Raw genomic sequence first — 13,242 nt, forward strand, 5'->3', positions numbered from 1 at the left:
AACAGCAAATGAAGTCCGCCGCTGGCGATCGCAATAACGACAATAAACGTCACAAACATGAAAAGAAAAAATTCCATTTTCGCTGTGCGCCCCTCTCACGTAATTCTGATAAGGGTAGTATACGTGCCAGTGGTTACATGCGTATGACAATGGGATTAAATTACATTACGATTGTATTAAAGAGTGAAATATAACGCCGTACCGATCACCGAAAAGAAAATAACAAGCACCACTATGCCGGCAATAATAAATTTATTTATGACCGCTTCTCCCGGCTCATCAAAAATACAGCCGCGAGCATAATCACTGCTGCAAGTCCAATATAGGAAAACATAAAAAGCCTTCTTTCGTTTTTTCTCCATTTTACGCTGTTTGGTCCTTCTTTTCCATACGAAAAAAGCTGCCTCTTTCGATCAAAGGCAGCTTCAGTGTGCAGACAAAGTCAAAAAGCAGGCTGATTGACAACATTTGTCTTTCCAAGAACGCCGCCGGTTGGGACGCAGAGTGACCTTTTTGGGGTCATGAGCATTCACATCCGGCAAGTGACGCCGAAAGCGGGCGTTTGTCAACAGCCTGAGCTTTTCTTTTATTCAAGTTCTATCTGCTTCGTTTCCTGTCCAAGCAGTGCCAGCACAACAACGCCAATGACAATACTTACGCAGAACAAGCCGAAAATAAAGCCGATCGACTGCCCGGAGGCGATAAGCGAGCCGACGAGCAGCGGCCCTAAAATCCCGCCAATCCGGCCGACGGATGCCGCCATGCCGGATCCTGTTCCACGAATGACTGCCGGATACTGCTCCGGCGTATACGCGTACAGCGCCCCCCACGCACCAAGGTTGAAGAATGAGAGAAACATCCCCGATCCAATCAGCATTGGAATGGATTCCGCGTTCCCGAATACAAGTGCGGATGCGGCTGTTCCAAGCAAATACGTGACAAGTACAAACTTCCGTCCGGCTCTTTCAATGAGCCAGGCCGCTGTAAAATAACCTGGCAGCTGGGCAAGCGTCATAATGAGCACGTATTCAAAGCTTTGAATGAGGTTGAACCCTTTCATCACCATCACACTCGGGAGCCAAAGAAACATACCGTAATAGGAAAAGACAACCGTAAACCAGACTGTCCAAAGCACAAGAGTGGAACGTGCATATTTTTTTGACCAAACGTCGCGCATATTTTGGCCAATGGTCCTTTTTTCCGCTTTTTTCGGTGAAAACGCCGGCGAATCTGGCAGCTTCAGCCGTAAATATAGCGCGTAAAATGCCGGTAATGCACCGATGATCAGTGCTGCCTGCCAGCCATACGATGGAATGACAAAATACGAAATAAGTGCAGCGAGCAGCCAGCCGAACGCCCAAAAACTTTCAAGCAGCACAACAACCCGTCCGCGGTCCTTCGCCGGCACACTTTCCGACACAAGCGTTGACGCAACCGGCAATTCCCCGCCTAACCCCATTCCGACGAAAAAACGTAAAATTAAAAAAGCAGTAAGTGTCGTCGTAAAGGCGGACAAGCCGCTTGCCAGTGAGAACAAAAGCAACGTAATAATAAAAATGTTTTTCCGTCCAACCCGGTCCGCGAAAATGCCGAACACAAGAGCTCCGACAGCCATGCCAATTGAATTGACACTGCCGATCCAGCCCATCTGCTCCGGTGTCAGCGCCCATTCCGCTGCAAGCGCCGCGATAATAAACGACAGCATGCCGACGTCCATTGCGTCAAACATCCAACCAAGACCCGCAACACCGAGCAGTTTTTTCTGTGAAAGTGTTTTCTCTGACATTGATGTATTCTCCTGTCTTTACAGATGTTTTTACTTCCCAACTATAGACAATCTTTGTCGAAAAAACAATCGTTTTTGCTTCATTGCAGAGTCATTTTTAAAATCCGGTCAGACTCCATTACCTGCTTCTCTAACGTCCATGATTAACGGTACGATTCATTTTGTAAGCCTTCCTTCTTTAATTAAGTCCTTTTTAATATCGTTGAAGCGGTCAAATTTAACGTACGGCACCCTTTTTTCATCTAAGATGTCCGGCAGTGCTTCCTTTGCATACGTCCGGTCCGCAAACACGGCTGGGTGTGAATCAGGCTCGCTGTCGCCCGCAAAATAAACAACGTCATATTCTTCTTTCAGCCGCTTAATCACAGTTGCTTTATCAATGCCGTACCGTTCTGAATAGCTCCAATGCGCTGGATCAATATCAAGGTGAATATTTTGATCACGATATACTCCTTTATTGGATAATACCGTCACGTTTTTTAAACCGCGGTTTTCTACAATCGGCTTAATGTAATAGTCCGTTCCGGCGCTTAAAATATAAAAGTCGCCGCCTGCTTCCTGTACGGCACAGACAAAATCCGGCACATCCTCATCAATCGGAATTGATAAAATGTCTTTGGTAATCTGCTCTTCGTTTTGGTGAATGGACGCAAACACTTTTGCAAGAAAATCAATGTCTTTCCATTCGCCGCTTTTCCACTTCGGATACAGATCACGTCCTTCTGGAAAATATGTATCAATAACGAGCCAGTAAAAATCCCGTTTTGAAATCGTCCCATCAAAATCAGAAACAAATGCCCATTTTGTCATGCCTTTTCCCCCTGATCATCTATTAATACCGTCATTATATATCAGGCATCCAGCAAAAACGAGCATGTTCATTTTTGTAAAACCTTTCACAAATACATTTTTAATAACTGTGATCGGAATAAAATAAGAAAAAGCAAAGCTTGTTGAATCCAGCTTTGCTTTTCTATTAAAAATGTACTATTTCGCCAGTTACAGCATGAACTGCTGCATTGGAATCGAGTTTTCCACTTAACCGATACGTATTTCCATCATATGCGTAAACAGGCTTTACACTTAAGAATGGCTTTATTTTTTTAAATGCTTCTTTTTTAGACAGCACCGGTTTCGGAGCTTGTTCATAATCGGCAAATTGTTCGAGCATTGGGCTTCTGTCATGATAGTTCATAATCTCGTACGTGTCTTTGTCGATCAGCAGCTGCCATATACGCGGCACAACCGAAACATCTTTTATGTTAGTTAGTCTTGCTTCAATCACGCCGTTGGTCCGCTTTATGTTCGATAAAGACCATTCACCGCTTTCTTTCGGCACATACGTCTGTAAGAATTCTGTGCTTGCTTCACGGATTTTCGCATAGCCCTTTTTTGTAATCGGCTTTGTATCCGGGTGGGGTGGAAATTCAAACAACCGATCCGGCTCGATGTCGGCCGGGGCCATTTGAATAAGCTTTCGTTTTACTTTTTTATTTTTTGCTGTTTTCCATGTCAGGATTTCCTGCCGCTCCTCCACGGCACTGCCGGTTTGATTGTCAACTAACACGTCATCGATCATAAAAAACGGCAGCCACTTTTCTTCTTCCTTAGACGGGTATTCCACAAACACGAGCCGTTTTTCCGCAAGTAGTTCAATGGAATCTATCGTCAATTGAAAGCCGGATTCTTCTGCTCGACCTGGCGCCGGACCCTGCTTAGAAAAAAACGTCAGCTTTTTTTGCTCATCGAGTGAAACATGGATAAACCCTTCTGGCGACACAGGAATTCCTTTATACGCTGTTTGAAACGAGAAATTGTGGCCAAGCGGCTTTGCATCAATAAATTGATCGCCGTACGTCCAGCCCGTTTCCTGCTCAACAAAGCGGATCACTTCTTCTTTTTCACCCTTTAAAAAACATAGCCCATGCCGCGGTGCTTCCCCGCCAACAAAAATGGCGCTGTTCAACCGTCCTGTTTTGGCATCCAGCTCAATGACAGCGGTGCCTTTTGGATTTGACTCATCTTCTTCACGCTCATGAACGCCGGGCGGCAGCCACTCGGTTGTAAACCGGTAGTCTGTTTCGTTCCAGTCATTTTTTTCGTATGCTGTCATCGTTTCAAAACATGTGTACCCGGAGAGGCCGAATTTCACTTCTATCATGTCTGTCCATTGCTTCAACTGATCATTTGTCACTTTTTCAAAAATCCTTTTCCTTTCACAAAGTCAAGCATATATGAACGGCGCGGTTCTGATAAATAATCAGCCATGCCTTCTGTCCAGCTGGCTGATTTATTATTCGTCGACCGGCTCGCATAATAATCTCGGATTACATTGTCGTATTCATCCAGGAGCGTTTCGTATTTCGTTTCTTCATATTCATTCGTGTGCAAAATTGCCTGAACCGGCAGGCGCGGCTTAACTTCATTCGTCTGTGCCGGCACGCCGAAAGTCAAACCGAACAGTGGAATTACATGCTCAGGAAGATTCAGCAATTTGCTGATCGGGCCCGGGTTGTTGCGGACGCCGCCAATATAACAAATGCCGTATCCTTTTGATTCAGCCGCGACGACGAAGTTTTGGGCGAGAAGTGCTGTGTCAATCACAGCGACCATAAAGTTTTCTGTAGTGCCGGCTTCGACTGTTTTACCATGCTTTTTCGCTGCATAGTCAAGCCGCTTTAAGTCAGCGCAAAACACGAGCGCCCGCGCAGCTCCTTTGATCTGTACCGGGTTTTTCGACAGTTCAGCCAGCTGATCACGTTTGTCCGTATCAGTGACATCAATAATGGAATATGCCTGGACAAAGTGAGACGAAGCCGCACTTTGCGCCGCTTCGATCAGCTCGTGAAGCTGTTTGTCTGTTACTGGTTCATCCGTATATTTTCTAACAGATGCGTGTGATTTTAACAAGTCGATCATCATTCATCATCCTTCCGTTTGGTGTAGAAAAAAGTCAAAACCGAGCATCGTCGCAATGCCGATTATCACTGTCCATAGGCCGATGCTGATCGCCAGCCAAAGCGTTGTCCACTTTTTACCTGCCCCGAATGACAGCCCGATAAACGCCGCAATATGTGTCCCGATAAATAAAGGGCCCAGCATCGCAAGTCCCGGCAGGCCGTATTTGTTCATAATCCGCCTGGCCCGTTCCATTTGTTTTGTTTGTCGTCCATTTTTCAGGTTAAACCGCTTCTTCATCCACTCTTCCACTCTGGAAAAGCCAAAAATCAGCATAAGTACCGTCAGCATATTACCGGTAAATGCGAGCACCATGACCCAAAAGGGTGACAGCCCGCGTACAATCCCGACCGGAATAACGAGGGCAATTTCCATCCACGGGATCGCCGCTGCGATAAACACAAGAGCGTACTCTACAAGTTGCATCCGGTTTCCTCCATTACAGTAGTATCTTTACTTTAACGAAGGCTGGACATTCGCGCAACCGTGAGATTTTATTAAACATCTTCTATCCATATATACACCAGCCGAATTATGTGCCTTATTTCACAGTACCTCTACTAATTCTGACGATGAGGCAGCCTTTGCCTATGAGATAAAATCCAGCCGACAACCTTATCACTTTCTTATTTAAGGCACTTGCTTACCGCCTATACACTCTCTCTTTTAACATAAATTTCTATTTTTATTGGATCGAATTTCAGCGAAACATAATTTAATCTCGAACTTTGCACTCATTGCAGTATAATAAGAATGAATATTCAGAAAAGGGGAGTGCGAGAAATGGATGCAAAGCAAACACTTATGGTCAATACGTTTACAAACGGGATTTTGGACCCAGCAGAAGAGATGCTGGGTCCTCTAAAAGATGGCGGTCATATTTTAGCGAATACAGCCCCCGGGTGCTGGGGCCCCATGATTACGCCTTGTCTGCGGGGCGGACATGAGGTGACGAAGCCTGTTTATGTAGAAGGCGCGGAGCCTGGGGATGCGATTGCGGTGACGATTCATTCCATACAAGTGACATCACTCGCCACTTCTTCAGGGAACGACCAAGCAGTAGATGGCCGCTTTTTAGGCGATCCATTCGTTGCGGTAAAATGTCCTGGCTGCGGCACGATGTATCCGGATACTGTTATTAAAGGAACCGGTCCTGAAGCAATCCGCTGTGCGGAATGTGGCGAAGATGTAACGCCATTTATTTTTACAAATGGCTACACAATGGCCTTTAGCGAACAAGATCAGTTAGGCATTACGCTCCCAAAAGAACAAGCTGAACAAGTTGCAGAAAATGGCAAGTTTTACATGAAGACGCCTGAAAACTCTGTGCAAAACCCGATTGTGACGTTTATGCCGCACGATTTAATCGGCGTTGTTGCACGAATGCGTCCGTTTTTAGGACAACTTGGCACGACTCCTTCCAAAGCACTCCCGGATTCACACAATGCTGGTGACTTCGGTTCTTTTCTGGTCGGTGCGCCGCATGACTACGTGGTGACGCAGGACGAACTTGATGGGCACCGGACAGATGGTCATATGGACATCAGCCGGGTCCGAGCAGGAGCAACGCTTATTTGCCCGGTTAAAGTGCCAGGCGGCGGCATCTATCTCGGTGATATGCATGCGATGCAGGGAGACGGAGAAATTGCCGGTCATACAGCAGACGTATCCGGTATCGTCCATCTTCAAGTTCACGTGCTAAAAGGAATTAACATCGACGGACCCATTCTTTTGCCAAATGAAGAAGATCTTCCTTACACAGCCCGCCCACTGTCGGATAAAGAAAAAGCCGCTGCCAAGCGTTTAGCCGAAAAGTGGGACGTTGCAGAACCGGAAGTTTCACTGCCAGTTTCCTTTGTTGGTACAGGCCCTACATTAAACGAAGCAACCATAAACGGAATGGAAAGGGCTGCCCGTTTCTTTTCCGTCACTGTACCGGAAATCATGAACCGCGCTACGATTACCGGCTCAATTGAAATCGGCCGCCATCCGGGTGTTGTTACTGTTACCTTTCTAGCTCCGGAAACCTATTTGAAAAAAACCAATTTATACGAGCACGTGTCTAAACAGTACCCTGACTTTTGACTCAAGCAAATAAATTGTGAGCCGCCTTTCATGCTGATATGATAAAGCGTAGTTATTTCAAAAAAGGGGGACTTTATTTTGGCACAATCATTGCAAGGCAAAAAAGCCATTATCACTGGCGGCGGCCGCGGCATCGGCCGTGCGGTTGCAGAAGCACTCGCCGCAGAAGGCGTTCATATTGGCTTAATCGGACGGACAGAAGAGAATGTACGGTCGGCAGCGGAAGATTTGTCTTCAAATTCAGCTGACATTAAAACCGCATACGCTGCAGCGGACGTGTCCAATTTGGACGAAGTGGCAGCGGCTGTTGAAAAAGTGAAAAACGAGCTCGGCGGTGTAGACATTTTAATTAACAACGCCGGAATTGCGAAGTTTGGCAGCTTTCTGGAACTCGATCCAGAAGAATGGAAAAAAATTATTGATGTGAACCTGATGGGTGTGTACAACGTCACACGTGCTGTTTTACCGGACTTAATTGAGCAAAAATCAGGCGATATTATTAACGTTTCCTCTACGGCCGGTCAAAGAGGCGCACCAGTGACAAGCGCGTACAGTGCATCAAAGTTTGGTGTGCTTGGCTTGACGGAGTCACTGGCGCTTGAAGTACGGAAGCACAACATCCGTGTAACCGCATTGACGCCAAGTACCGTCGCAACCGATCTCGCAGTAGAAAACGATTTAACAGATGGCAATCCGGACAAAGTTATGCAGCCGGAAGATCTTGCAGAATTTATTGTCGCGCAGCTGAAATTAAACAGCCGTACTTTCATTAAATCAGCGGGTCTTTGGTCAACAAATCCATAAAAATGAGCGCCGGACTGTATCCGGCGCTTTTTTATGTCTTAACCGGCTCAAGTCTTTAAAGACTTACGATCACCCTTCCCCGCATCTTCCCTTGTAATATAGTTGGAAGAATGGCAGGAAGTTCTTCAAGAGTCGCCGTCTGCTGTACAAATGTGGAGAGATCTTCCGGCTTTAAGTCTGTTGCCATACGCTCCCATATTTTCCGTCTCGTTTCCATCGGGCAATTCACAGAGTCAATGCCAAGTAAGTTGACCCCGCGGAGGATAAAAGGAAATACACTCGTTGGCACATTTGTGCCGCCGGTTAATCCACTGACAGCAACGGAGCCTTTGTAGCTGATTTTGCTTAATACAGCGGCTAACGTCTCGCCGCCAACCGGATCGACAGCTCCCGCCCACTGCTCTTTATCCAGTGCTTTTATTTTGCCGTTGTAGACATCTTCCCGGGAGACGATTTCTTTCGCACCCAGTTTTATTAAATAGTCTTTTTCTGAATCTTTTCCCGTACTTGCTACAACATTATACCCGCGCCCTGCCAGCATCGAGACAGCAAAACTGCCGACGCCGCCTGTCGCACCCGTTACAAGAACATTTCCCTGGTCAGGCTGCAGCCCGTTTTCCTCAAGGCGCTGCACCGACAAAGCGGCTGTAAAGCCAGCTGTGCCGAAGATCATCGCTTCTTTCAATGTAAGTCCTTTCGGGAGCGGAACAATCCAATCAGCCGGAATGCGCGCGTATTCACTGTATCCGCCAAAGTGCGAAACGCCGATTTCATAGCTTGTGGCAATGACTTCGTCTCCTTCTTGAAAACGGGAATCCGATGAGGAGACAACGGTGCCTGCCAAATCAATTCCCGGAATAAACGGGTATGACCGAACGATTTTTCCATCCGGAATGCTTGCCAAGCCGTCTTTGTAATTAATTCCCGAATAAGCCGTTTTAATCAATACTTCCCCTTGAGGCAGCTCTTCCATTCCTATTTTTTTTACATCGACTGAAAAATTATCCTCTGTTTTATCCACGATTAATGCGTAAAACCGTTCGTTCATGCTGACATCCCCTTTGTATGTAGTATGCTCAGAAAAATTATTCTGACCGGTCAGAATAATTTTAACGAATCTTTCGTTTGTTGTATACTTATTTAAATCAGAAAGTGGAGGGCTTGGATGAAAAAGAAAGCGGAAGAACGAAAGGATCAAGTATTAAAAGCGGCATTTCAGGCAGTGGCCAACCATGGATTTGATGCAGTCACGCTGCAGCATATTGCGGATCAGGCCGGTGTCAGCAAAGGGGTCGTTCATTATTATTTTCAAAACAAAGAAACAATTCTTTCTCAATTATTGGAGTCGATTACCGCGAAAATTTATGAGGCGGAACATCGGGCGATTACCGAAAAACAAACAGCTATTGAAAAATTAAATGCCTACGTTCATTCTGTTTTTCTTTCACCGGAGAAAAACAAGAAATTTTACCGGGTCTACATGGATTTTTTAGCACAGGCGAGCAGGAATCCTCTCTATCGGGAGATCAACTATCATTTTTACGAAAACTGCTGGGGAATCGGGTGTGAAATTATCACGCTCGGCAAAAAAGAAGGCACCTTTTCTGCCAATCTGGATGTTGAAAAATCAGCCAAAATGATGCGTGCGATGATCGATGGCTGCTTGATTCAATGGCTGATGTGCGGTCAGGACGATTTGCATGATTTTTATAAGCAGTCTTGCTTAGAAAGTATCTCAACGCTTTTAACGTCGCCGGAATGATTTTAAAAAAGAACTGCCGTAATTTTCGGCAGCCTTTTGAACTATGCAGTTTTTTGATCAGTCTTCCCATCCGCCATATCCGCCATATCCGCCATGACGACGACGCGGATAGTATGGCGGGTACTGGTAGTATGGAAAATATGGAATGTACGGATAGTATGGCGGTCTCGGATACGGGCGGTATGGGTAATAGGGACGCGGCTGATAATAATAGGGTTGCTGATAATACGGCTGCTGTACTTCCAATGCATCATCGAAACCTTGTTCTACCGGCACTTCAAATTGCTCTTCATTGTTTACAGGCAGATCGTTCAACGCAAGAGCCTCCCTTTCATTTTTGACTTCTCTCTCACAATATTCACGTTTGCTTAAAATGGTGTAAAAAAAGCAGAACCAAACGCCGTTTCGTTGTTTGGTTCTGCTTTTATCGTTACGATAACAAACTTTTTTCAATTTGCTTCATTTCATAAAAATATCCTTTTCTCTCCATCAATTCATTAAATGTTCCAGCTTCGACCACATGCCCATGCTCCATGACGACAATTTGGTCCATTTTTTCAAGCCCTGTTAACCGGTGGCTGACCAGCACAAGTGTATCTTTATGCGCAGCCTCATGCAAATGGTCAAAGATCCGTTGTTCGGTTAGCACATCGAGTGACGATGATGGTTCGTCAAGCAGCCAGACTGGCGCCCGCTTTAATAATACCCGCGCAATCGCGAGCCGCTGCTTTTCGCCGCCCGATAGGTTTTCTGCTTTTTCAAGCACCGGGTCATCCAGTGTAAAGGGCAGTTCAACGAGCCGGAGTACGTCCTTCATTTCTTCATCCTTCAAACGCTCCCGCGCGATTTGCAGATTGTCCCGCACTGTGCCATAGAAAAAGTGGTTCGCCTGCAGCACGACATTCGTTTTCGACCATATGTTTTCCGCCTGAATCTCCCTTATCGAATTTCCATCAAGCAGAATTGTCCCGGCATTCACCGTATACATATCCAAAAGCAGCTGCATGACAGTGGATTTTCCTGAACCGCTCGGCCCGACAATTGCCGTTTTCGAGCCGGCAGGAATGGATATTGAGACATTTTGAAGCGCAGTACGTGTTTCCCCTGGATACATAAATGTCACATCTTTCAATTCAATTGAAAAGGTGTCATCCCGTTCGATCGTGCCGATTTTTGGCGCTGGCGGTTCTTCATCAACAACGGAAAACAGCCGGTTGGATGCTTGTCTCGTGTCTTCGAGATACGCCGGGAAAACCGCCATGGGTACTGAATTGTCAAATATTGTCAACGAAATCATCACGAGCATCGCCAAAAACAGGCCATTAAGCTCTCCAATCGTGACAAAATAGGCGCCGAGTGCGAGCACAACAAATGCAACGCCCAAGGCAGCTGCAGCGTTCAGCGACTGGCTGGCGGCCGCCTGCGCTCCTTCTTTTTCTTGCTCCTGCACATACGTGTCGGCCATGTGCAGAAGCTGTTCTTCCTTTTCATCCAGCTTTTGGTGTAGCTTTAAATCCCGAAATCCATATAGTAGCTCCGTCACTTCCGTTGAAAAAACGGAGCGGCGTTCGCGGACGCCCTGTTTTATTTTCCGCTGCCGCAGCGCAAGTAACCCAGGAATGACAAAGCCGGTCAGTACTAATCCACCGAATAGTACAAGCGCGATCCATACAGAATAAAAAAGTGTAAAAAAGATGGTGCTTAAAAACACAATAACGAGCACCAGCGGCGGATAAAAAACACGCAAAAAGAAGTTTTGCAGCGTTTCGACATCACCGACGATGCGCGCCAGCAAGTCCCCACTTCGGTATTTGCCAAAAATCCGCGGCGCGAGCGGCTCTAATTTTTCATAAAACGATACACGCAAATTGCTTAAAATCGTAAACGTCGCCCGGTGGGAGACGTACCGCTCCGCATAGCGGCTTCCTGCTTTCGCTGCACCGAACAATTTCAACAACGCTGTCATAATCGTAATAATGTACAATGGGGGCTGAAGGGCAGATTTTGAGATCATAAACCCGCTAAGGCCAAACAGCGCTACTGATGTCAATCCTGCAAGAACACCAAACAGTACAGACAACCAAATATCCCGCTTTTCCTCCATCATAATAGACACAAGCCGCTTCATCCTGCTGCCCCCCCTTGAACCATTGCGCGGTATGATTCGCTGGATTCCATTAATTCCATGTGCGTGCCTGCCGCCTCGACCTCCCCGTTTTCCATCAAGAAAATGACATCCGCTTGTTGAATCGTATGCAGCCGATGGGCGACAGTCATAACCGAAGCCGTTTGGGCCAGTTCATTGATCGACCGCTGCAAAATCTGTTCCGTTTTCAAATCAAGCCCGGTCGTCGGCTCGTCAAACAGAACGAATGATGGCTGCTTTAAAAACGCACGGGCAAGCGCCACACGCTGTTTTTCTCCACCTGAAAGACCGCGTCCTGCTTCACCGACTTTTGTATCCAGCCCGTTCTCAAGCTCGCAAATAAGCTCCGACAACCCCGCTTTTTCCACTGCTGCTTCCACTTCCGTACGCGTCGGGTCACCGGGCGCGCCAAGCCGGATGTTTTCTTCAATCGTTCCAGAAAATAAATAAGGATGCTGCGAAATGTAGCTCACTTCTCTAAACCAGGATGATTCGCTGAACGAACTGCGCGGACGGCCGTCAATGAGCACGTCACCTTCAAGTGGGTCAAACAGCCCTGCTGCCACATTTAACAGCGTCGTTTTGCCGGAGCCCGTCGCGCCGACAACTGCCACACGGGCACCTGGACGAACGCATATATTCACCTTTTTCAATGAAAAACCTTCTCCATATTGAAAGTGCACGTTTTTCAGCTCCAAACCTGGACGCGCCGGCACCTCCATATTGCCCCATTTTACCGGCTGCTCATCCACTTCAAGCTCTGCTTTAATTTTTTCCGCCGCCCCGAGGCTCCCTCGTCCGGTATGAAACGCGGCACCTAGTTCTTTTAGCGCTGTGTAATATTCCGGTGCTAAAACGAGCACAAAAAACGCCGAGACGAACGAAATGCTATCAAATACAACGAGGCGCAGACCGATTTCAAGAGCGATCAGCCCAATGCTGAGCGTCGAAATAAACTCGAGCATCAGCGTTGATGTAAACGCGATTTTCAATATATCCATCGTCGCTTCCCGAAATCCGAGGCTGCTCCTTTGAATCACATCCCGCTGCCGTCCCGCCCGGCCGAATAACTTTAACGTTTGAAGCCCCTGCAATGTATCCAAAAATTGCCCTGAGAACGCGGCCAGTTTGTCGAGCTGTTCTTCTGATTTTTTTTTCGTTTTTATTCCGATAATGATATAAAAAAGCGGGATAAAAGGCGCGGTTATCATCATAATCAATCCGCTATAAATATGTGTATAGGACACAGCCGCCAAAACAACAAGCGGCACAATGGATGCTTTCATCACTTGAGGCATATACTCGCGGTAATAGCTGTCGATGCCGTCAATCGCTTCCATCATCACCGTTACTTTCCCACCGGACTGTCCTTGAATAGCCGTCTGAATTGGATTTTCTGTCCATTTCTGGAGAAGAAGCGATCGGATATTCCGCTTCACATTTGATGCCATTTTCACACCAAATCGTGCATTGGCATACGTAATGCTGGTCCGGATCACCATCATTCCAAGCAGAAAACCGAGCATCGGCACCATCGCTTCAAACGATTCATTTTGCAAAAAAACCCCATCCACAATGTTGACTAAAAAGTAAGCCTGGCCGACGATCACTGCTCCCATTACTAACGATAAGCCCAAAAGCGCTGCCCTGATTCCTTTTTGTTCAGATGCCCATTTTCGAAGCTCATTCATGGATTTATCC

13 protein-coding genes are annotated in these 13,242 nt (G+C 46.6%); 3 read left to right on the top strand and 10 right to left on the bottom strand.

All coding sequences use genetic code 11. From position 1 onward, the window contains the following. Positions 1-176 precede the first annotated feature (176 nt). The 6 genes from BA724_RS00930 to BA724_RS00955 form a co-directional block, all read right to left on the bottom strand. A complete protein-coding gene (locus BA724_RS00930; protein ID WP_069936816.1) occupies positions 177-362 on the bottom strand; it encodes a hypothetical protein in 186 nt (61 codons plus the stop codon). A gap of 224 nt (positions 363-586) precedes the next feature. Further along, complete coding sequence (locus tag BA724_RS00935) at positions 587-1,786, bottom strand: MFS transporter (protein ID WP_069936817.1); 1,200 nt, start codon at positions 1,784-1,786, stop codon at positions 587-589. A gap of 156 nt (positions 1,787-1,942) precedes the next feature. Beyond that, entirely contained in the window at positions 1,943-2,596 is a 654-nt protein-coding gene (locus BA724_RS00940; protein ID WP_069936818.1) for an MtnX-like HAD-IB family phosphatase, read from the bottom strand. Between the two features lie 166 nt (positions 2,597-2,762). Continuing rightward, on the bottom strand, positions 2,763-3,980 hold the full coding sequence (locus BA724_RS00945; protein ID WP_069936819.1) for a hypothetical protein: 1,218 nt from the start codon (positions 3,978-3,980) through the stop codon (positions 2,763-2,765). Further along, complete coding sequence (nfsA, locus tag BA724_RS00950) at positions 3,977-4,708, bottom strand: oxygen-insensitive NADPH nitroreductase (protein WP_069936820.1); 732 nt, start codon at positions 4,706-4,708, stop codon at positions 3,977-3,979. The genes BA724_RS00945 and nfsA overlap by 4 nt, the downstream gene beginning before the upstream one ends. Positions 4,709-4,711: 3 nt before the next feature. Further along, a complete protein-coding gene (locus BA724_RS00955) occupies positions 4,712-5,170 on the bottom strand; it encodes a small multi-drug export protein (protein WP_069936821.1) in 459 nt (152 codons plus the stop codon). Between the two features lie 357 nt (positions 5,171-5,527). On the opposite strand from BA724_RS00955, the gene BA724_RS00960 reads away from it, so the two are divergent. Next, a complete protein-coding gene (locus BA724_RS00960; protein WP_069936822.1) occupies positions 5,528-6,829 on the top strand; it encodes an acetamidase/formamidase family protein in 1,302 nt (433 codons plus the stop codon). Positions 6,830-6,907: 78 nt separating this feature from the next. Further along, positions 6,908-7,633 (top strand): 3-ketoacyl-ACP reductase, encoded by a 726-nt coding sequence (locus BA724_RS00965; protein ID WP_069936823.1) that lies wholly within the window; start codon positions 6,908-6,910, stop codon positions 7,631-7,633. 55 nt (positions 7,634-7,688) lie between these two features. Here the strand turns inward: BA724_RS00965 and BA724_RS00970 are convergent, their stop codons facing one another. Continuing rightward, positions 7,689-8,681, bottom strand: a complete 993-nt coding sequence (locus tag BA724_RS00970; RefSeq protein WP_069936824.1) for an NADPH:quinone oxidoreductase family protein — start codon at positions 8,679-8,681, stop codon at positions 7,689-7,691. A gap of 117 nt (positions 8,682-8,798) precedes the next feature. Here BA724_RS00970 and BA724_RS00975 point away from each other — a divergent pair, with 117 nt between their 5' ends. Next, positions 8,799-9,395, top strand: coding sequence for a TetR/AcrR family transcriptional regulator (locus BA724_RS00975; RefSeq protein ID WP_069936825.1), 597 nt, complete (start codon positions 8,799-8,801; stop codon positions 9,393-9,395). Between the two features lie 57 nt (positions 9,396-9,452). On the opposite strand, the gene BA724_RS00980 is transcribed toward BA724_RS00975, so the two are convergent. From BA724_RS00980 to cydD, 3 genes are all read right to left on the bottom strand, one after another. Next, positions 9,453-9,710, bottom strand: a complete 258-nt coding sequence (locus tag BA724_RS00980) for a hypothetical protein (RefSeq protein ID WP_069936826.1) — start codon at positions 9,708-9,710, stop codon at positions 9,453-9,455. Between the two features lie 115 nt (positions 9,711-9,825). Then, the gene (cydC, locus tag BA724_RS00985; protein WP_069936827.1) at positions 9,826-11,523 is read right to left on the bottom strand and encodes a thiol reductant ABC exporter subunit CydC; all 1,698 of its coding nucleotides are present in this window, start codon (positions 11,521-11,523) and stop codon (positions 9,826-9,828) included. After that, positions 11,520-13,232 carry a thiol reductant ABC exporter subunit CydD gene (cydD, locus tag BA724_RS00990; RefSeq protein WP_069936828.1) on the bottom strand — a complete coding sequence of 571 codons (1,713 nt, stop codon included), beginning with the start codon at positions 13,230-13,232 and terminating at the stop codon, positions 11,520-11,522. The genes cydC and cydD overlap by 4 nt, the downstream gene beginning before the upstream one ends. Positions 13,233-13,242: the final 10 nt, after the last annotated feature.

This window comes from Domibacillus iocasae (assembly GCF_001750285.1).
GTDB lineage: Bacteria > Bacillota > Bacilli > Bacillales > Domibacillaceae > Domibacillus > Domibacillus iocasae.

Bases quoted from the DNA above. Each gene is read 5' to 3' on its own strand.
- BA724_RS00935 (WP_069936817.1), bottom strand. From the start codon at position 1,786: ATGTCAGAGAAAACACTTTCACAGAAAAAACTGCTCGGTGTTGCGGGT.
- BA724_RS00975 (WP_069936825.1), top strand. From the start codon at position 8,799: ATGAAAAAGAAAGCGGAAGAACGAAAGGATCAAGTATTAAAAGCGGCA.
- cydD (WP_069936828.1), bottom strand. From the start codon at position 13,232: ATGAATGAGCTTCGAAAATGGGCATCTGAACAAAAAGGAATCAGGGCA.
- nfsA (WP_069936820.1), bottom strand. From the start codon at position 4,708: ATGATGATCGACTTGTTAAAATCACACGCATCTGTTAGAAAATATACG.
- cydC (WP_069936827.1), bottom strand. From the start codon at position 11,523: ATGAAGCGGCTTGTGTCTATTATGATGGAGGAAAAGCGGGATATTTGG.
- BA724_RS00940 (WP_069936818.1), bottom strand. From the start codon at position 2,596: ATGACAAAATGGGCATTTGTTTCTGATTTTGATGGGACGATTTCAAAA.
- BA724_RS00960 (WP_069936822.1), top strand. From the start codon at position 5,528: ATGGATGCAAAGCAAACACTTATGGTCAATACGTTTACAAACGGGATT.
- BA724_RS00955 (WP_069936821.1), bottom strand. From the start codon at position 5,170: ATGCAACTTGTAGAGTACGCTCTTGTGTTTATCGCAGCGGCGATCCCG.
- BA724_RS00930 (WP_069936816.1), bottom strand. From the start codon at position 362: ATGGAGAAAAAACGAAAGAAGGCTTTTTATGTTTTCCTATATTGGACT.
- BA724_RS00970 (WP_069936824.1), bottom strand. From the start codon at position 8,681: ATGAACGAACGGTTTTACGCATTAATCGTGGATAAAACAGAGGATAAT.